The following is an 18,972-nucleotide window of genomic DNA, read 5'->3' as shown; positions in this document are numbered from 1 at the left end:
AACATCTGTGCTGCGGGGTTAAAAACAGGCAGCACAGATAATTGAAACTTAAACGAGCTTAATGGCTACATTGATATTGCCCCTGGTTGCTTTGGAATAAGGGCAGGTTTGATGTGCAGCATCTACCAGCGACTGTGCTACCTCAGGGTCCAAACCGGGAAGACTTACATTCAAACGGGCTTGCAGAAAGTAACCGCCACCTGCACTACCCAGGTCTACTTCTGTATCAACAGCATGATCTACAGGTAATTCCACTCTTGCTTTAGCCGCTGCAATCTTCAGGGCACCAATGAAACAGGCAGACCAACCGGCTGCAAACAACTGCTCAGGATTAGTACCTGTACCACCTGTTCCCGGAGTAGATAATTTAATATCCAGTATACCATCAGAACTACGGGATGATCCATCGCGGCCACCTGTTGTATGTGTCTTAGCGGTATAAATTACTTTTTCGATCTGTGTGATGTTATTGTTTTCCATTTTTATTAGTTTTTTGATTTGTTTACTCAAAAGTATTGCTATCCGGGAGGGCCACCAACCACTAAGTACCCCAAGTGGACAAAGTCACCCCCGAACCAGGCATTTCCAGCCCCGGGGGATTTATGATAAAAATGCCGGACTCAGCCCTCATTTTGCCGGTCTCAGCTGAAAGTCCTTTCCAGGGAAGTTGGCCACCGGTACTTTTATGAAAAAAAGCAATGTATATGAAATCACTAATGCTTGCCGGTAGCCTGATCGGCGTGCTCGTTATAATGGCCGCTTTCAAAAATTTACAGGATAAACAAGCCATGAAAAAAATACAAACAACAGAAAACAGTAAAGGTTTTGCGGTGGTAGAACTCTTTACTTCAGAAGGATGCTCAAGCTGCCCGCCCGCAGATGAACTGGTTGAAAAGATCCAGCAGGATAACAAAAACCGGCAGATCTATATCCTGGCCTTCCATGTTGATTACTGGGATCACCAGGGCTGGAGGGATAAGTTCAGCGACCATCAGTTTTCTGAAAGACAACGTCAGTATGCCAGCTGGTTAGGGCTTCGCACCATCTACACACCACAGATAGTGATCAATGGTACAAGCGAACACGTGGGTTCAGACCAGGGGCCTATTCTGAGAACTATTTCCAGGGAGCTGGATCAGCCTGCAGCAGACACCTTAACCCTGCAAGCCAAAGTAGAAGCCGGTAAACTGAAGGTGCTATACAAAGGAGTGGGAGAAGAACTGGTATTGGCACTCGTACAAAGATCCGCGCATAGTAATGTGAGGGCCGGCGAAAATTCAGGCAGAAGTTTATCGCATGTGCAGATCGTACGCGGATTGCAGCGTGTGAATATGAGCAGCCGGAAAAACATTAGCATGGATCTGCCGAAGGACTTTAATGAAAATGGCTGGGAACTGATCGGTTTTGTGCAGCAAAGAAAAGATGGTCGCATTACAGCGGCCACCAGGGTTGATCTTTAATAAGAAGAGGGCAAGGCCCTCTTTCTTAATATATGATGAATCCTTTTTCGATCGAATTGATCTTCCTGAATTTTAAACGGAACACGCCGATCCCGTTGCTGCTGCCGGCAGGGTTACTATTCCCTTCGATTGTTTCAATGAAACCATCACTCACGGCTGTTACAATGCCGGTATGGCCCAGTCCGCCACCATGGTCTTTAATGAAGATGCTGCCCGGTTTAATTAATGAAGGAGTGCTAAGGGCTTGAGCCTTGGTAACCTTTCTCCCCGGTGTTTTGTTCCAATGTGCCAGGCAACCTGCCGTTTTAAAAACGGGATTGGCTATACCCAGTTGATTGGCTGCCTCTCTGAAACACCAGTACACAAATGCGGCACACCAGAAACTACCCATGGGGGTATTGGTACTTTGCAGGTAGGCATCTACTTCTCTGCCTCTGTTGCTGCCCGGTGGAGTTTCCATTACACCTATCTGGCTTGCTGCTACTTCAATAGCTTTTGCAAGCAGATCGCTGGGAGCCGTTTCCTGTACAGGCGCTACATTGTCAAACAGGATCTCCCAGGTGATAGATCCTATTTTGCCATCTGTTACCAGTGGGTTGCCGAACCTGTCGCGATGTAAGGCCTGGAACTGTTTTACGGCAGCTGTGGTTTTGGGGCCAAATGTGCCGGTGGCTTCAAAATTACCGATACCTAATGCCAGTAAACGTTGCTGAATAGCTTTTACGAGGGCGCGGTCTGTTTCGCCGGCTTTAATAATCCTTTGGGGGAATTCCATAAATGTTTGATTTCGGGGTTGGAAAATATATCAGGTTTGGGACTTAACTTCCTTCCAAAGATAATCATAATTTACATTCATGGATATTGTAAAAGGGGGTGTTCATTGCCGCAAAAAGCATCTCATTTAATAATTCCTATCATCACCCCGAAATCACCATCTGTCTGCATCCAGTTCTTTTCCGGCAGGTATGTTCTGGAAACAACACCATCCAGGTATAAGGCATTTAAGCAACCCATGCTTTTGAAGTATTCCGCAAAATCATAGAAATTAACGGGCTCTTTTGACATAGCAAAGAGTAGTTTGTTACCGGGCAGAATGCCCACGCCATTGCGTACATTCAGGTTAACAGAGCCTTTTTTGAATGCAGGGTGAATAGCGCCATTGATCAATAACATCGGTCCCGATTGTGTAGCAAATTTGATCTGATCGTTATGTTGATAATCGCTTGTTGGGCAGATCACCGCTTTGTTAGCAGTTGTGATATAGAATACGCCGTTAGGCATAAGATAGAAATTACCCCTGCCGGATGAAGTATCCAGGGGAGATACAACCTTCTGATCCTGGATAAAAAGCCCCACCGGCGAATGATCCATTTTATACATGCCGCCGTTTGTGGCGAATATGAGTTTTTGCTGCTTGTGGTCCAGGTGATCTTTGAGGCGTTGAATGCTTCCCAGCACCTGTCCCTTTTTATCTTTCCAATAAAGCCGGATCTCCTGTGTGGCGGGATCTGCGGTATAGCTGATGATATTATCATTCGTAAACCAACAGGCAAGCAGGGTAAATAGAATATGTTTCATTGTTGAACTGTTTTCAGCAACGATGCCGTACGCATCCATTCCCTAAATTACATCAATTAAACCTTTTATCTGTCAATGAACGAAGGAATGCCAGCAGGTCATTTTTCTCCTCCTCGCTTAAGCCCATTGGTTTAGCCAGTATAGTGTCCCGGTCTATTGCCTTCTCCACGAATTTATCCGGCTCATTATAAAAATCAATTACTTCGCGTAATGTTTTAAACATCCCGTTATGCATATAGGGCGCAGTGATCGCAACATTGCGAAGCCCGGGTGTTTTGAATTTCCCGGTTTCAGTTTTATCACCTGATATAACAGCCCGGCCGCTATCATTTAATTCTTTGCCATTGAACAGGCCAATATTCCTGAATTCATTCGCCGTAAAATCTGCTCCAAAATGACATTTAACGCATTGCGCTTTACCATTGAAAAGCAGGAACCCTCTCTTGGCTGCATCGCTTACTGCCATTGAATCATCCGAGAACTTCCAGTTATCAAAAGGGCTATTGCTCGTTTCCAATGTACGCTCAAAAGCTGCGATGGCGATGGCCAGGTTAGTACTGTTGGGGGGAGCATTAAATATATTCCTGAAATATTGCTGGTATGCAGCGTTTTCATTCAGCCTTTGTACTGCTTCTGCAATGGACAGGTCCATTTCATCTGGATTCTCAATGGGAGCCAGCGCCTGTTCTTCCAGGCTTTTAGCCCTTCCATCCCAAAAGAAAGTGCGTTGAGAAGATATGTTCATGGCAGTAGGCGTGTTCCTTATACCGCGTTTGTTTTTTACGCCCAAACTAACCGCAGCGGTATCTGCAAAAGCAAATGCCGGTTTATGGCAACTGGCGCAGCTGATGGTCCTGTCCCTTGAAAGAATGGGGTCTGAAAATAACATTTCACCCAGCGCTGCTTTGTTAGCAGGTTCCTTACTATTAAAAGAAACCTGCGTAACAAAAAGCACTGTGATAATAAAGATGATGGTTGTTTTCATTAGAATTATTTTACCCTTCCCATAACCAGCCTGCTCATGCCTGCTTTTCTTCTGCTGCAGGTATCATCCACAGGCTGGAACCGCAGGGAATCAGTTCCGCTGAAGAAGTTGAGTTTATATACTCCCTTCGCACCATTACAGCCATTATCCGTAAAAGTGAGTACGTCACCTTCCAGCGTATATTTGCCGGTAACGAAAGGTTTCTTGTTGATATAACCTTCAAAAGAGTTGTCTGTTTTAAAGACCACACCGGTTACATTTCCATTTGGAGCGGGAACAGATTCCCATCTTCCTGTTAAATTGTTTTCCCCTATGAACAATAGGGTTACGAGCGCAATCAGTACTGTTTTCATATGTTTATTTTTTTCTTGACCATACAGATAATACCACCAGCACAAAAGTGCCTATCATCAGCAGAAGCCTGATGTTAAAAGCCTGGATCACTTTCATCTTTATCTGCTGCACATTAGCGGGCAGGTTATTCAGATCCCAGCTTTGTATAAGCCTGTTAAGTGGATGATTTACATTGAGGGTGAATACGATGTCTGCTATGGCAACAAAACAGGCAGACAGCATCAGCCAGAAGGAAGGAGAGCGCCATTCCTTAAACAGCAGGATGGTGCTGATCATAAGGGAACTTAAAAGGAGCGGGCCGAATACAGGCATCCTTGCGCCCATGAAATTGTCTATCTGTTGCCAGTATTCCACAAAGCTGCGGGCGCTTAGTTTCACCATAGCCGGATTACCTCCCATGGCCGTAAAAAATCCAATACCGCCGGAAAGACCGGATAAAAAGATGGTGATGCTGAGGCTTAACTCAATCCATTTACTATTCATTATTTGGGGGTTTTATTTACAGTATTTAAGGATCAATGCTTTGTCAACCCCTTTCTGCTTTGCTTTTTTTGCCAGAAAGGAAAGCAGGGGCCTTAGTACAGAAAAGAAACCGGTAGGATAAGAGTTGCCCATATCCATGATCAAAGCAGCTGCTATCAGGCTTTTGGGCATGCCCTTTTTGTCGGTCAGGCCATCTGTTGCCAATCCATAAGCAATGCGTAATGCATGCTCCATTCCTTCATGCCCGGGTGTGAACTTTACATGAAAAGTGATCTCCTCAGTGCCCGGATTAAAAAAGTTGTGTACTTCTCCAATGGGCACCGTGTATTCTTCTCCCGGCTTCAGGTAGATCTCTTCATGGCGCAGGCGCAATCCCAGGATGCCTTTTACGGCAGTGAACGTTTCTGTAAATGCCGAATGATAATGTGGCGGATTGCCACCTCCGGGCAATAGTGTCAGTTCTCCCAGTGAGAATTTATGGCCGGTTTCTGCAGATGTTTTAAGGAACGTGACGGTGTCCTTATAAATGGGGTTAATGATCGTTCGTTGCATAGTTTTCGTTTATTTTTTGGGGTGAACCAAACCCGCGGGCAGACAGCGCCCTGTTAAACCTTTACGCCGTCTGCCGTGCAGGAATGGTTTTCTATACCTAACCTTCCATGCACAAAATTACCAGTGGAACAAGCCCCGGGCAATGGTATATTTATACCATCCCCATATCCCCAGGTTTGGGGATTGCGGGGGAAAAACAATGGGAATAGCTTTGTTTTTACCGGAAAGGACCTACTTGTTTATAAATTTCAACCGCGAACCCCATGCACACCCCCATTTCTCTCGCAAGGAGAACAAACAACATTATTGCATACGTAACAAGCCCTGCCCGTTTGGAGCAGGAAGATATTCATGAAGAGATCATGCATACCCTTCAGAATCTACAGAAGATCTTTCCCAGCTGGGTGATCTGTACCTGCAGATTTATGCACCAGGGCTTTTTCTATGTAAGTGATAATGCCAGCGAACTGCTTGGCGTTGACACCGCATCGCTGGCAAACGCTTTGCAGGTAGAGGCTTATTTCGGCCGCATGCACCACGCAGATATCGAAGATTATAGCAAAGGACTCCAGGTGGTAAGTGAAATATACCAGGAGGAAGACCCGGAAGAACGCCATAAACTTCGTTTCGTATTTAACTACCGGATGCGGCACACGGATGGCAGATATATCCATCTGCACGATGAAAAAGCCATGCTTCGCATCAGGGATAATTTGAACCTTTATTATATGCTGCTCCGTGATATCAGCCATGAAACACCTTTTACAGGCGTTAAAATGACCTGTTATAAAGAAGGAAAAAGGATGAGCGGATACAGTGCATCTGCAGAAGCAACCAGCCAGCTTTCTCCAAGAGAGCATGAACTGTTGCCGCTGATGAAACAGGGATTTTCTACCAAAGAGATCGCAGGTATACTGGGCATCAGCCACAACACCGTGCGCAATATGCGGCAGAAACTGTTTCAGAAATTCCAGGTGAACAATGCCATTGAGCTCCTCAACAGATCTGCTGTTATGGATGCCCAGGGCTTCCCTTCAACTTGAAATCCGGATGCCCGCATTGCCACAAGGCAAATGCAATGACATCCGTATATCTTTCCGCAGCAATCACTTTATCATCCGTACGATGTCCGGCTCTGTAATTAACAGACAGCAACACTGGTTTACCGGATGTGGATGATTGTTGCAACGCTGCAGCAAACTTAGCCGTTTCCCAGGCTGCCACCCGTGGATCATTCATACCCACTGTAGTAAGGATAGCTGGATAAGCTACTCCTTTTTTTACATGATGGTAGCTGTCCATCTCCAGGAGCCCCAGGTATTCCGTACTGTCTTTAACGGTGCCAAATTCCCGTGCATTGTTAGGTCCATTGGGAGCCAGTTCCGCACGCAACATATTATTCAATCCTACTTCACTGATACCAGCTGCAAAAAGGTCCGGCCGCTCTGTAATTGCACGCCCGACTGTAATGCCGCCGGCACTTGCCCCATGTGCAGCCATTCTTTTGGGAGACGTATATTTATTGGTAACAAGATATTCTGCGCAGGAAATAAGGTCTTTCCAGGTATTGGGTTTGGTCTTTTTATATCCTCCCTGCCGCCAGGCATTCCCTTTTTCTCCGCCACCCCGCACATGCGCGATCGCTACAACCATACCTTTATTTACCATGGCCACAAAACCGGGATGAAAGAAAGGATGTGTGCTGATGCCATAACTTCCATATCCGCTGATCAGGCAGGGAGCCCTACCATCTTTCTTTACATCCTTCCTGTAAAATATGGAGAGTGGTATCATCACGCCATCATGCCCTTTAGCGTTTACTTCTTCCACTATAATATCTTCACTGCCGGGAATAACAGCACCTGTTTCAAAACGGCTCCTGCTCAAATGGCCCGATGCATCCATGTCAAATTTGGTGGGAGGCATAACCCAGGAAGATATCTCTATGATACCATCGTTCTTAAATGAATTGGTCAATGTTACATTGATGGTGCCTTTTAAAGGAAGTGGGATAGCGGATAGTTTTCCACTGGATATATCATATCGCTGTAAAGTATTGCTTACACCATCCGAATAAGTGAGCAGCAGATGATCTTTACTCATACTTACCCTTTCCAGCAGTTGCGTACTTTCCGGTATGATCACTTTTGCATGATGCACGTCAGGTGCTGTAACACTTGTTTGTAATACCCTGAAATTACCTGCGTTCTGATGAGATAGGAAAAAGATCTGATCTCCTTTGAGGTGAATACTTTTAATGCCGTCTTCAATTTTTGTAACAGGTTTCCATGGGATCCGGGATGTAAACATCTCGGATACAGGTGCAATGAATGATTTGAATTCATTCAGCACAGAGGCTGCGTAAGCGATCATATATTTGTTGTCATCCGAGATATCTACCCATAATATATCCCGTGGCTCAAGGTCTATACCCGGAGCTGTGGTTTTTGAGAAGATCTCCCGGTCCCTGCTTTCATCTGTTCCTACTGTATGATAGAACACTTTTGTGTGGAGCAGCATATTACTGTCATTCACATTGTCGTTCATATTCCTGGTGTAGAGGAACCCCTTATTATCATCCGTCCAGCGGGATATGCCGAACCAGGATGGATACAGTACTTCGGGAAAGAGTTGTTGCGTTTCCACTTCAATGATGCGGATCGCGGATAGCTCTTTTCCATTCTCACATAAACCGAAGGCCAGTTTCTTACCATCATCCGATGGAAGGAAAAACGTCACCTCTATACTTTTACCCATAGAGAAGGTGCTCGGATTAACCAGGAGTTTTTCAGTTCCATTTCGTCCCTCGCGATAGCAGATCACAGGTACGGGTGACTCCGGACTTTCCTTTTTGTAAAAGAAGCGGTTGCCCCTTTCATAGATCTCTACATTGCTGCTTAACCTGCCGGGTCTGGACAGGTTGTACAATTGCAGTATCTCTTCCCGCAGCGCAGCTCTTCCTGTTATACTGTCCAGCCATTGATGCGTGAGCGCACCTTGTGCTTTAAACCATTGCTGTGTTTCCGCATGGTCCATGTCTTCTATCCAGCGATAAGGATCTGCGATCTTTGTACCGAAATAATTATCAGTTACTGCTACCTGTTTGGTAGGGGGGTATTTGTATTGGGCACTAACAACAATGCAGGGAAGTACCCAGGCTATTACAATAAAAAACTTTTTCATACCCAAAACTACTATGGGTACAAAGCGTGATCAATAGTAGATTAGTACCATCAGCTTTCCCGCTTTTCATGCAGCAGCATATTCACGGCATGATCAAGAGACCCTGCCCGTTGTACTTCACCGGCATTCACAAAATAGATCTCATCTGCATTTTCGATTGTATTTAACCGGTGAGCAATGATCACACGGGTAGTTTCGGCAGGCAGGTTCTTTAGGATGCTTTCCAGTAGTTGTTCCGTTACGGTATCAATATTGGCAGTGGCTTCGTCCAGTATCAGTAACTCTGGTTTCCGTAAGATGGCACGGATAAAAACAATCAGTTGTTTCTGCCCAAGACTGATGGCATCGCCACTGGCCAGTACAGGTGTTTCCAGTCCATTTTCAAAACGGGACAACAGGCTGTCCAGGTTGGCTTCTCCTAATACAGCAATCAATTGTTCATTGGAATGATCTTTATACTGTTCATTACCATAAAGGATATTATCGCGGATGGTGCCACTGAAGAGAAAAGGCTCCTGCAGAATGAAACCTATTTTGGCGCTTCGTTCTGAAGGTTCATAGGTACGGAGGTCTTTCCCATGAAGTAATACAGTGCCCTTTGTTGGATCATATAACCTGGCCATTAAGGAGGCTGTAGTAGTTTTACCACCACCGGTAGGCCCTACGAATGCATAAGTTTTACCGCGTTCCAGTTGAAGATTTACATGATGCAGTACGGCCTTCCCATCCGGGTAAGCAAAATATACATCCTGGAAAGTTAGTACAGCACCGTTGCCGGAAATGCTCTTCGAAGCAGGCAGTGTTTCCAGGTTGGATTCCATAGAGAGTATTTCTGCTATCCTGTCCCAGCCCGCTAATGCTACCTGGAAGTTTGCCCATAAAGCCGCCAGCTGCCGGATAGGGTTGTAGAAATTGGTCACGTAAGCGAGGAAGCTGATCAGTAAACCCACGGTGAAATCACCTGCTGATATCATATAAATACCATAGCCCAGTACCGTCATTTGCGCGATATGGGCAGACAAGCCAAACACCGGCATAAAGATATTGTTAGCCAAACCTGCACCGATGGCTGTCTTATAGTTCTTAGTATTCGCTTCCTCAAATCGTTTCCTGAAATAATCCCGGCGGTTGAAAGCAATGATCACTTTAAAGTTATTCAGGCTTTCCTGGATCTCGGAACTCAGGCCGCCGGTGCTTTTCATGTTATCCGCGTTCCTGCGTCTTACCCAGGGAGAGATCAGCCGGGTAAAAACCAACAGCAGCAATGCCGGCACTAAAGAGGCCGCACCTAAACGGAAGTTGATGGTCAACAGGAAGATACCTGCACCTACCATCATAAAAATGCTGCTGGAAAACTGGATCAATGACTGTGAGAAGAATTGGTTCACTTTTTCCGTGTCGTTATTGATGCGGGAAATGAGATCACCTGTTTTATTCTGGTTAAAGAAAGCCACCGGTAATTCCTGTAATTTCCCAAAAACGGCATTGCGCAGGTTGTATAACATACGCTGACCAATACTACCCATCAACCTCCCTTGCAGATAATTGGCACCAAACGCGATGAGATACATTACCAGTAAAATGCCACAGATCATCAATACCCCGGAGTATTGTTTGTGCTGAATGTAATGGTCTATCGTATAACCTGCCAGTATTGGCCCCGCAAGGTTTAGGGCGGTACTCAGCATCACAGCCAGGAATGCACGCAACAGGTTTTTCTGCTCCGCACCCAGGAACTGGTAAAGTTTTTTCAACGCTGCCCAGGACTTGGTTTTCTTCGAAGGGTCGTTCCCCGGTTTATTCAGGTTGTAATTCATAATGGCTTGTACTGCGTTGTGATTGATAGATCTGCACATATTCAGGGCAGGTTTGCATCAGTTCGGGATGTGTGCCTTTAGCCACCAGCTCTCCTTCCATCAGTAATATGATCTGATCATATTGCTCTACATCCGCGATCTTTTGTGTAACAGAGAGCAGCGTGATCCCCGGATAATTACGTGTTACGTTTTCCAGGATCTGCTGTTCTGTGTTTTTATCTACCCTGGCCGTGAAATCGTCCAGCAATAATATTTTCGGTTGGATGGCCAGTGCACGTGCCAGCATAATACGTTGCTTCTGTCCACCGGAAAGACTCGTGCCCCGTTCAGAAACAATTGCGTTCAATTGTTCCGGAAGGGATAACACAAAGTTTTTCAGTGCAGCTGTTTCAATGGCCTTATCCATCGCTTCTTCCGTAACGTTTTCATTAAACGCGATATTCTCCCGCAGGCTGATATTGAAAATGATGCTGTCCTGGAACACCAGTCCTACCTGCTGATGTAATGTTTCTTTCTGGTATTCGTTGATATCCCTGCCATCATAAGTGATCCTGCCGGAACCGGGTTTCACCAGGTTGGTGAGCAGGTAGAGCAATTGCGTTTTACCGGCAGCGGTAGGACCAATGATCGCTGTCCTGGATCCGGCCTTGATGGAAAAGGAAACATCTTTCAGTACAAACTTTTGCCCATATTGAAGAGAAATGTTCTCCAGTGCAATATCTCCTTTGAGTGTATCTGTAAGTGTACCCGGTTCAACAGGGTCTGGTGTAGATAGTATACTTTGTATGCGTTGATAAGAAGCACCGGCCTGCGCAATCACATTGCTCATGAAACCAATTAAGATGATCGGGAAAATGAGCATGGATAAATAACCATTAAATGCAGCCAGGTCACCCAGGCTCATAGTGCCCGTGATCACAAAATGACCACCCAGCGCCAGGATGGACAGCGTAGCCATACTCGCCGAAAACCAGATCACCGGTATTAGCAGAGAAAACAGGCGCATAATGGAAAGCCCTATGTTTCGGGCATCCTTGCTTGCTACCATGAATTTGTCGTATTCCGGCTGTTGCGCATTCAGCACTCTTATAAGTGCTGCACCCAGTATACTTTCTGTGATCACCTTGTTCAGCCAGTCTATTGCTTCGCGGCCTTTCATATACAGGCCCCTTACTTTTTTCAGGATCAGGTAAAAAGCCGTGCCGATCATGGGAATGATCATCAGTACAACCAATGCCAGTGGCCAGTCTATTGTAAACAGCAATATAGCGGCACCAATGATAATGAACAAGGAAGAAGCGATGGACACAATGGCCATCGATACAAACATCTTGATGGAATCTATATCTGCCGTGAAGTTCGTGAGCAAACGGGAAGGATTGGTTTCCTGTATGTAGGCATAACTCTGACGGGAGATCCGTTCACTCAGTCTCGCACGCAGATCCCTGGCCACCTTCTCTGAAGCATAGGTTTGCACCAGGCTTTGCAGCCAGGCAAAGATGAAAACGGAGATCCCCGTCAGGGAGAATTGAATGATGATCGTTTTCAGCGTGAGCTGCCCTTTTTCTATGGCATCTATACCATGAGAAATGATCTTTGGGATCACGAGGTTCAAACCATTGCTGAGGATGGCCAATACAATAAGGAGGGTGATCAGCTTTTTATATGGCTTCACAAGCCCCATCAGCCCGGGAGGCTTTTTGCGGGCATGGTCTTTTCCGTTAGCTTTTTTCATTTGATTGGACGGTTGCATGGACGAAGGGGAGAAAAAATGGGTCTAAAGTTCGTGAATTTTTACGGAAAAAGGCGGCAAAATGACGTACAGGACTGGTCATTTTACCAGTCCCGTTAGTAATTCTTATCTTTAACCCCCATGAAACTAGCCATTACTGACCCAAAAACCGGTGGTGACCTCCTGTTGCTGACAGATGAACAGGATTTTGACCGCCTTTTTTATACGCGCGACCGGCCGAAGAAGTATTTCACCATAGCCTGGAATTGCGGCGAAAAACAAACCGTTACCATCGATGGGGAAGCACACGATTTTAGGTCCCACACCATCATGCCGCTGATGTTCGATCAGTCGTTTTACTTTGAACGGGCGGCAGATGTTGTAGCCTGGCAGTTTAACCGCGAATTCTATTGCATCGTTGACCATGACGCAGAGGTCAGCTGCGTAGGGTTTTTATTCGGCATGGCCAATCCGCTGTTTATACACCTGGATGAAGAGGCGCAGTATAAAATGCAGTTGTTGCTGGATATTTTCAAAGAAGAATTAAGAACGAAAGATAATATACAGGGTGAAATGCTGATGGTGCTGCTAAAAAGACTGATCATCATGATCACCAAATGGGCAAGATCAGAACATATCCCGGACCCCAGGTTACATGACGAGCGGCTGGACCTGTTCCGGAAGTTTAACTTACTGGTGGAGGGGAGTTTCCGTTCAGAACACTCCGTGAATTACTACGCCCAATGTTTGAATAAGTCTCCCAAAACATTAGCTAATGTTTTTGCCCTGTACAATCAGCAGACCCCCTTGCAGGTGATCCAGGGCAGGATCATCATAGAAGCTAAACGCTTATTATACTATACCAAAAAATCCGTGAAGCAGATCACCTACGAGCTGGGATTTGAAGATCCGGCCTATTTCAGCAACTTTTTCAGGAAACATACTTCTTTATCCCCCCTTGAATTCAGGAATAAAGACGGGGACGGGAAATAATTACAATACTCCGGGAAGTATCCACATTTTTCGGGACCCTTTCCCGATGCACCTTTGTACTGTTGATGCAGCATAAAAACATCAGCTACCAAAGAAATGAAAAAGTTAAAAAACGGCATCTTCGCCACCCTGGCTATCTTATTCTCTATTCTTGCTTCTGCAACTATCACTAAAGCACAAGCCGTAAAAAATGTAGTATTGGTTCATGGAGCCTTTGCAGACGGCTCCGGTTGGAAACCCCTCTATAACATACTCACCAAAAAAGGGTACAACGTAACCATCGTACAGAATCCATTGAGTTCCCTCGAAGATGATGTGGCCGCAACACACCTGGCCTTGGATAAGCAGGACGGACCTGCAATCCTGGTTGGCCATTCATGGGGCGGTACGGTAATTACCCAGGCCGGCAACCATCCAAAAGTAGCAGCCCTTGTTTACGTAGCCGCTGTTCAACCTGATAGTGGAGAAACAACCGTACAATGGTTGCAGACAGCTCCACCCGCTCCTGAAAATGGTGTACTGCCTCCGGATGATAAAGGCATCGTTTACTACGACAAAGCTAAATACCATGCAGGTTTTTGTGCAGACATTCCTAAAGCAGACGCTGATTTTATGTATGCCTCCCAGGGTGCTTTTCATGCAAAAGGTTTTATCACCCCTGTTACCAAAGCTGCCTGGAAAGACAAACCCAGCTATGGTATAGTGGCTACAGAAGATAAAAGCATCGTCCCTGAGATCCAGCGGAACATGTACAAAAGGTCCAATACAAAAATAACAGAGGTAAAGGGCAGCCATGTGGTATTCCTCTCCCAACCAGCCGCAGTGGCGAAAGTAGTGATAGAAGCCGCCACCAATAGCAAGTAAATTCATTGCCACATTCTTCCCGCAAAAATATTATCTTGTTGCTCCTTGCCAAAGGGGCAACATTGATAATTAAATAGAGTTCATATGCGTAAAGAAATCCTTGTATTGAGCATGAGTTGCTTCACCCTCCTGGGTTCAGCAGCGTCAGTACTGGCAGAGGGCAGATCGGTATCTGTTACAGCACAAAACCCGGCAGATTCCAAAGACCTCATCGGACGTTGGGATATTACAATTGATCAGGATGGAAAACCAGCTCCCTCCTGGCTGGAAGTAAAACTTTCCGGCAACCGTACCCTGGTGGGTTATTTTGTAGGCGTTTCCGGAAGTGCCCGTCCGGTAGCGAAAGTGAATTTTGATAATGGTAAGTTCAGTTTCTCCATCCCGCCACAATGGGAAGGCGGTAACCAGGATTTTGTGATCGAAGGCGCATTGACCGGCGCAGGCATCGAAGGTACCCTTACTACCAGCGAAGGAAAGAAATACAACTGGAAAGGCGTGAAGGCACCCTATCTGAAAAGAACGGCCGCACCGGTTTGGGGCAAAGCCATCAACTTATTCAATGGAAAAGACCTCGCAGGCTGGAAGGCATTAGGTAAGAATCAGTGGGAAGTAAAGAACGGTGTGCTGACCAGTCCTCGTTCAGGCGCTAACCTGATCTCTGAGCAAACCTTTACCGACTTTAAATTGCATGTGGAGTTCAGGTATCAGAAGGGAAGCAACAGTGGTGTTTATTTAAGAGGTCGTTACGAGGTGCAGATAGAAGACAGTCCTGCTGATGCACATCCTGCCAGCGTATTGTTCAGTGGCGTATACGGTTTCCTGGCACCCAGTGAAATTGCAGCACTTGGTCCTGACAAATGGCAAAGTTATGATATCACCCTCATTGGCCGGATGGTAACGATTGTGGTGAATGGCAAAACCGTTATCAGCAACCAGGAGATCCCCGGTATTACAGGTGGAGCATTGGATAGCAACGAAGGAGAACCAGGCCCGATCTACATACAGGGGGACCATGGCCCTATTGAATTCAGAAAGATAGTGATCACACCTGCTAAATAATTATAGCAAAAGGGCATTCAGCATACTGAATGCCCTTTTTGTTTTAACCCCAGTTGACCGCCATCTTCTCAAGATATGCTTCAATGGGCAGGGAATTCCGCAAAGCCATTAGTCCATTACCCGTAGCACCTATCACCGTTCTGAACTGATCACTTTCCCGGTTAGCCAAACCCGCGATCACTTTTACAATGTCCAGCGTGTTATCTTTCAAACTGTCATCCGCGTGGGCAAACAGGTCTTTTAGTTTCGCCGTCTGCTGATCATAAACAGTTATATCCGGGTTAGTATTCCATCTCACACTATCTCCGAAATTAGTTTCCGTCATACCACCCTGTTCAATCAGCCGGAGGTCAATGTTTAAGGGCTTCAGTTCATAGTACAACCCTTCCGTTAAGCCTTCCAGTGCAAATTTGGACATATTATACAATGAGCCTAAGGGAACTGCGGTAGTGATGCCCATAAATGAACTTACGTTGATGAACATGCCGCCGCCGTTATTACGGAAGTGAGGTAAGAAAGAACGGATGATATTTATTGGGCCGCGGGTATTCACAGCAAATTGCCAGTCGATATCCTCCTCCCTGGCCAGTTCCAATGCACCATAAGTTCCCATGCCTGCATTGTTCAATACCACATCGATCCGCCCAAACGCTGCAATGGCCTGTTCTGTAGCTGTTTTTACCTGTGCCAGGTCTGTAACGTCCAGCTTGAAGATCCTGATATTGGCGTATTGGGTGAGTGCTGTTTCTTTTTCCGGTGTGCGCATAGTGGCTGCCACATTCCAGCCTGCTTCAGCAAAGTATTTTGCGCTCGCTTTCCCCAGCCCGGAGCTGGTTCCTGTGATAAAAATTGTCTTATTCATGCAGCAAAGTTATGAGCGGAATGGTATAACTTTGTTACCGGTATAACAGAGTATACCAGGTTATTATGAAGAGAGATCAGCAGGAAGAAGTGCAGGCATTGCAGGACACCATGCATGTATTAGGTGGCAAATGGAGATTGCTTATCATCAATTCCATCTGCAATGGTAATCATCGTTTCAGGGAAATTGAAAGGAGCATTCCGGGCATCAGTACCCGTATGTTATCCCGTGAGCTGAAAGAAATGGAGTTGAATAATCTCGTGAAGCGTACGGAAGACAGGGATGCGGATATCCCCGTAAAGTATGAATCCACCGATTATTGCCGCTCATTCGGGTCCATCATCCTCGAAATGATCAGCTGGGGAAAGCAACACAGGAAACATATTATGGCCAGGGGGAAATAATATTGCTATCGCACTGGATAAGGCCCCTCGGAAAACCCTTCCGCATGGTATCCTTTTGCCCCGATGATCTTTGCCAGGGGGCTTCTTACTCCTTCACCTGCTTTTAACTGTTCCAGTATTTGCCTGAAATCATACTTCGGCTGCCAGCCCAGTTCATTCCTCGCTTTGTCATTCACATATACCCTGTCGATTCCCGGGAAAAACTTCCAGCCATATTGAGCATATACTGCTGCATAATCAGGGAACAAACGGGCCAATACTTCCGGGGCATCTGTTCGTAATGCTGCCAGGTGTTCCGGTAAAAAAGGTGTTGTGGCACTGATGATATATTTTCCGAAACCGATCTGCTGCGCACATTCTGCTGCCACCAGGTGTGCACTCACTGCATCTTCAACATCCACACGGCGGGAGAGGTATTCATTGGCTTTGAGGTTTTCATCCGCGTAAGTATCCCGTGCATCTTTATGATCATCTTCTTCCGGAAAGAACCGCGATGTTCTCAGCACAATACAGGCCAGCCCCTGGTTCCTGTGGAATAACTGGCAAAGGTCTTCTGCCGCTGCTTTCGTTACACCATAGATATTTTTGGGAACAGGTGTAACCGCTTCCGTTATCCATGCTGCAGGATCTCCGGCAGGAGGCACAAGTGCATCACCAAAAACGCTGGTGGTGCTGGTAAAGATAAAACGTTGTACGCCTGCTGTAACGGATGCTTCCAGCAGGTTGAGTGTACCTGTTATATTCGTATCGATGAAATCCTGTCTGCTATGGGTACCAACATGGGGTTTATGTAAAGTAGCTGCATGAAATACGGTTTGTACACCTTTCATGCAATGTTTTACAAAAGCAGGATCAACAATGGAACCAACATGTGTGGTGAATGGAGAAGGCAATATATCCATACTCACTACTTCGTATTGCAGATCTCTTAATGTGCGGACGAGGGCTTCGCCCAAATGTCCCGCACTTCCGGTGACTAAAACTTTCATAGGGCAAAATTAACCACGTTTCAGGGGAATTTTAGGACATTTGTCCCATTTACGTATGATCAGGAAAAATCTGCAGCTACTTCAGCTAACAGAAGCGATGGAAGGTAAAACCACCTTGCGTAATATCAATGCGGGGCAGCGGTTCATTCACCAGGATGAACAGTTAACCCAGGTGTACATCATCAGGACAGGCATCGCCAAATGCTTTATTACAGAGGAGAACGATAAAGATTATATCCTTGAATTTTTAGGTGAAGGAGAAGTACTGGGTGAAATAGAAGCCATCAGAAAGCAGAAAACCATCTGTTCAGTAGAAGCCGTTACACCACTCACTGTTCATATCATGAGCCATGCGGAGTTCATGCATTGTATTCAAAGCATGCCTGATTTTAACAAAGCTATACTGGAACTCCTGGCCACCCGCGTAGCCAATTCATCTATTAAGAGTGCGCGGCAGCAATTGTATGCTTTGTCTGAAATACTCCCTCAGTTATTGGCTATGCTGGATGCACAAAAGATCACTTTCACAAAACAGGACCTGGCGGGGTATATGGGCATTTCGGTTAGAAGTCTGAACAGGTTGTTAAAAGAGCCCGGTTAAATACTGCTGCAAAACCAGGGCATGGTTATGTTCAAGATCCTTCGTGGCAAAGATCAAAGTGATCTTCTTTTTATCCTTATGCCGTTCGAGGAAATCCCCCACTACTGTATTCTGCTTCAACTCCGCCAGGTACTTTTTCTCAAAATCCGTCCAGGAGCCGGCACTGTGATGGAACCATGTTCTTAAAGGGTTAGAAGGTGCGAGGTCTTTTGCCCATTCGTCTATAGCCGCTTTTTCTTTTGTAAAACCGCGGGGCCATAGCCTGTCCACCAATATCCTGAAGCCATCTGTTTTTGACGGTTCTTCATAGATGCGTTTTATTTTAATGTCTGGCTGCATAAGTACTGTTTAAGTTACGATATTTAGTTATTACTTTTAGCCCCGGGTACCAAGCATGCATGAACAAACGGACATAGAGCGGGAATGGCTGATAAAACTCTCCAGGGGTGATGGATCAGTTTTTCGTGAGCTGTTTGACCATTATCACCCATTCGTGTACTCCTTCGCATTACGCATGACCGAATCAGATTCCATTGCCAAAGATGTGGTACAGGATGTATTTGTAAAGATCTGGGTCAACCGGGAATCCCTTCACGCTATAGAAAACCTCCCTGCTTACCTCAACCGCATGACCCGCAACCTCGTATTGAACGGCATGAAACGCAAAGCCCATGAGGAAAGCCTGCTCCGTGATCTGTTCCCCGCCGGCAACGAACGCAATTCTACGGAAGAAGCTGCTCTGGCGAAAGAGTTGGAAATCTTGCTGCATCGTGCCATTGACCATCTCCCCGGCCAGCAGCAAAAGGTTTACAGGCTGGGCCGCATGAAAGGTCTTAAACATGAGGATATCGCTGAACAGCTGCAGATCTCCAGGGAAACCGTGAAAAAACACATGATGGCAGCCGTTCGCGGTGTAAAAGACTATTTACAGGAACATGGCGGCCCTATCGGCTTGCTGGCCATTTGCCTCCTGAAATTTTACCGCTGAATTTTTTTCTTCCCCACTACCCCTTCTTTCCTTTCCGTTTGTCAATACAGTAAACAGGCCTGAATAAT

At 46.0% G+C, this 18,972-nt stretch carries 21 protein-coding genes; 8 read left to right on the top strand and 13 right to left on the bottom strand.

The genetic code is table 11. From position 1 onward, the window contains the following. Positions 1 to 48: 48 nt before the first annotated feature. Positions 49 to 480 (bottom strand): organic hydroperoxide resistance protein, encoded by a 432-nt coding sequence (locus tag AAHN97_RS21380; RefSeq protein WP_343304125.1) that lies wholly within the window; start codon positions 478 to 480, stop codon positions 49 to 51. A gap of 224 nt (positions 481 to 704) precedes the next feature. Between AAHN97_RS21380 and AAHN97_RS21375 the strand changes: the two genes are divergently transcribed. Then, positions 705 to 1,460: a DUF1223 domain-containing protein gene (locus AAHN97_RS21375; protein ID WP_343304124.1), complete on the top strand. Its 756-nt coding sequence runs from the start codon at positions 705 to 707 to the stop codon at positions 1,458 to 1,460. Positions 1,461 to 1,485: 25 nt separating this feature from the next. Here the strand turns inward: AAHN97_RS21375 and AAHN97_RS21370 are convergent, their stop codons facing one another. From AAHN97_RS21370 to AAHN97_RS21345, 6 genes are all read right to left on the bottom strand, one after another. After that, positions 1,486 to 2,235, bottom strand: coding sequence for a CHAP domain-containing protein (locus AAHN97_RS21370; RefSeq protein WP_343304123.1), 750 nt, complete (start codon positions 2,233 to 2,235; stop codon positions 1,486 to 1,488). Positions 2,236 to 2,357: 122 nt separating this feature from the next. After that, entirely contained in the window at positions 2,358 to 3,038 is a 681-nt protein-coding gene (locus tag AAHN97_RS21365; protein WP_343304122.1) for a phosphodiester glycosidase family protein, read from the bottom strand. A 52-nt stretch (positions 3,039 to 3,090) separates the two neighbouring features. After that, positions 3,091 to 4,023: a cytochrome-c peroxidase gene (locus AAHN97_RS21360; RefSeq protein WP_343304121.1), complete on the bottom strand. Its 933-nt coding sequence runs from the start codon at positions 4,021 to 4,023 to the stop codon at positions 3,091 to 3,093. A gap of 5 nt (positions 4,024 to 4,028) precedes the next feature. Beyond that, positions 4,029 to 4,376, bottom strand: coding sequence for a hypothetical protein (locus AAHN97_RS21355; RefSeq protein WP_343304120.1), 348 nt, complete (start codon positions 4,374 to 4,376; stop codon positions 4,029 to 4,031). Between the two features lie 4 nt (positions 4,377 to 4,380). Then, positions 4,381 to 4,860: a DUF1772 domain-containing protein gene (locus AAHN97_RS21350; protein WP_343304119.1), complete on the bottom strand. Its 480-nt coding sequence runs from the start codon at positions 4,858 to 4,860 to the stop codon at positions 4,381 to 4,383. 12 nt (positions 4,861 to 4,872) lie between these two features. Continuing rightward, the gene (locus tag AAHN97_RS21345) at positions 4,873 to 5,412 is read right to left on the bottom strand and encodes a cupin domain-containing protein (RefSeq protein WP_343304118.1); all 540 of its coding nucleotides are present in this window, start codon (positions 5,410 to 5,412) and stop codon (positions 4,873 to 4,875) included. Positions 5,413 to 5,675: 263 nt separating this feature from the next. Between AAHN97_RS21345 and AAHN97_RS21340 the strand changes: the two genes are divergently transcribed. Then, positions 5,676 to 6,455: a helix-turn-helix transcriptional regulator gene (locus AAHN97_RS21340; RefSeq protein WP_343304117.1), complete on the top strand. Its 780-nt coding sequence runs from the start codon at positions 5,676 to 5,678 to the stop codon at positions 6,453 to 6,455. On the opposite strand, the gene AAHN97_RS21335 is transcribed toward AAHN97_RS21340, so the two are convergent. Genes AAHN97_RS21335 through AAHN97_RS21325 form a run of 3 tightly spaced genes read right to left on the bottom strand, consistent with a single transcriptional unit; the run spans position 6,424 to position 12,147 of the window. Continuing rightward, entirely contained in the window at positions 6,424 to 8,595 is a 2,172-nt protein-coding gene (locus AAHN97_RS21335; protein ID WP_343304116.1) for a prolyl oligopeptidase family serine peptidase, read from the bottom strand. The two genes, AAHN97_RS21340 and AAHN97_RS21335, sit on opposite strands and share 32 nt — an antisense overlap. Before the next feature lie 50 nt (positions 8,596 to 8,645). After that, complete coding sequence (locus tag AAHN97_RS21330; RefSeq protein ID WP_343304115.1) at positions 8,646 to 10,451, bottom strand: ABC transporter ATP-binding protein; 1,806 nt, start codon at positions 10,449 to 10,451, stop codon at positions 8,646 to 8,648. After that, positions 10,393 to 12,147 carry an ABC transporter ATP-binding protein gene (locus AAHN97_RS21325; RefSeq protein WP_343304114.1) on the bottom strand — a complete coding sequence of 585 codons (1,755 nt, stop codon included), beginning with the start codon at positions 12,145 to 12,147 and terminating at the stop codon, positions 10,393 to 10,395. Before AAHN97_RS21325 ends, AAHN97_RS21330 begins: the two co-directional genes overlap by 59 nt. 138 nt (positions 12,148 to 12,285) lie before the next feature. Between AAHN97_RS21325 and AAHN97_RS21320 the strand changes: the two genes are divergently transcribed. The 3 genes from AAHN97_RS21320 (at position 12,286) to AAHN97_RS21310 (ending at position 15,060) form a co-directional block, all read left to right on the top strand. After that, positions 12,286 to 13,137, top strand: coding sequence for a helix-turn-helix domain-containing protein (locus tag AAHN97_RS21320; protein ID WP_343304113.1), 852 nt, complete (start codon positions 12,286 to 12,288; stop codon positions 13,135 to 13,137). Positions 13,138 to 13,233: 96 nt separating this feature from the next. After that, positions 13,234 to 14,001: an alpha/beta hydrolase gene (locus AAHN97_RS21315; protein WP_343304112.1), complete on the top strand. Its 768-nt coding sequence runs from the start codon at positions 13,234 to 13,236 to the stop codon at positions 13,999 to 14,001. Positions 14,002 to 14,085: 84 nt separating this feature from the next. Continuing rightward, the gene (locus AAHN97_RS21310) at positions 14,086 to 15,060 is read left to right on the top strand and encodes a 3-keto-disaccharide hydrolase (protein WP_343304111.1); all 975 of its coding nucleotides are present in this window, start codon (positions 14,086 to 14,088) and stop codon (positions 15,058 to 15,060) included. 43 nt (positions 15,061 to 15,103) lie between these two features. On the opposite strand, the gene AAHN97_RS21305 is transcribed toward AAHN97_RS21310, so the two are convergent. Next, the gene (locus AAHN97_RS21305; RefSeq protein ID WP_343304110.1) at positions 15,104 to 15,922 is read right to left on the bottom strand and encodes an SDR family oxidoreductase; all 819 of its coding nucleotides are present in this window, start codon (positions 15,920 to 15,922) and stop codon (positions 15,104 to 15,106) included. A gap of 65 nt (positions 15,923 to 15,987) precedes the next feature. Here AAHN97_RS21305 and AAHN97_RS21300 point away from each other — a divergent pair, with 65 nt between their 5' ends. After that, positions 15,988 to 16,326 carry a winged helix-turn-helix transcriptional regulator gene (locus AAHN97_RS21300; RefSeq protein WP_343304109.1) on the top strand — a complete coding sequence of 113 codons (339 nt, stop codon included), beginning with the start codon at positions 15,988 to 15,990 and terminating at the stop codon, positions 16,324 to 16,326. Positions 16,327 to 16,331: 5 nt separating this feature from the next. On the opposite strand, the gene AAHN97_RS21295 is transcribed toward AAHN97_RS21300, so the two are convergent. Next, the gene (locus tag AAHN97_RS21295; protein WP_343304108.1) at positions 16,332 to 17,315 is read right to left on the bottom strand and encodes an NAD-dependent epimerase/dehydratase family protein; all 984 of its coding nucleotides are present in this window, start codon (positions 17,313 to 17,315) and stop codon (positions 16,332 to 16,334) included. Between the two features lie 55 nt (positions 17,316 to 17,370). Here AAHN97_RS21295 and AAHN97_RS21290 point away from each other — a divergent pair, with 55 nt between their 5' ends. Then, the gene (locus tag AAHN97_RS21290) at positions 17,371 to 17,916 is read left to right on the top strand and encodes a Crp/Fnr family transcriptional regulator (RefSeq protein ID WP_343304107.1); all 546 of its coding nucleotides are present in this window, start codon (positions 17,371 to 17,373) and stop codon (positions 17,914 to 17,916) included. Here AAHN97_RS21290 and AAHN97_RS21285 read toward each other — a convergent pair. Beyond that, a complete protein-coding gene (locus AAHN97_RS21285; RefSeq protein WP_343304106.1) occupies positions 17,899 to 18,255 on the bottom strand; it encodes a DUF488 domain-containing protein in 357 nt (118 codons plus the stop codon). The two genes, AAHN97_RS21290 and AAHN97_RS21285, sit on opposite strands and share 18 nt — an antisense overlap. A 55-nt stretch (positions 18,256 to 18,310) precedes the next feature. Here AAHN97_RS21285 and AAHN97_RS21280 point away from each other — a divergent pair, with 55 nt between their 5' ends. Next, positions 18,311 to 18,904: an RNA polymerase sigma factor gene (locus AAHN97_RS21280; RefSeq protein ID WP_343304105.1), complete on the top strand. Its 594-nt coding sequence runs from the start codon at positions 18,311 to 18,313 to the stop codon at positions 18,902 to 18,904. Positions 18,905 to 18,972: the final 68 nt, after the last annotated feature.

This window comes from Chitinophaga niabensis (assembly GCF_039545795.1).
In the GTDB taxonomy this organism is placed as follows: Bacteria; Bacteroidota; Bacteroidia; order Chitinophagales; family Chitinophagaceae; genus Chitinophaga; species Chitinophaga niabensis_B.
This window is presented reverse-complemented; position numbering and strand designations above follow the sequence as displayed.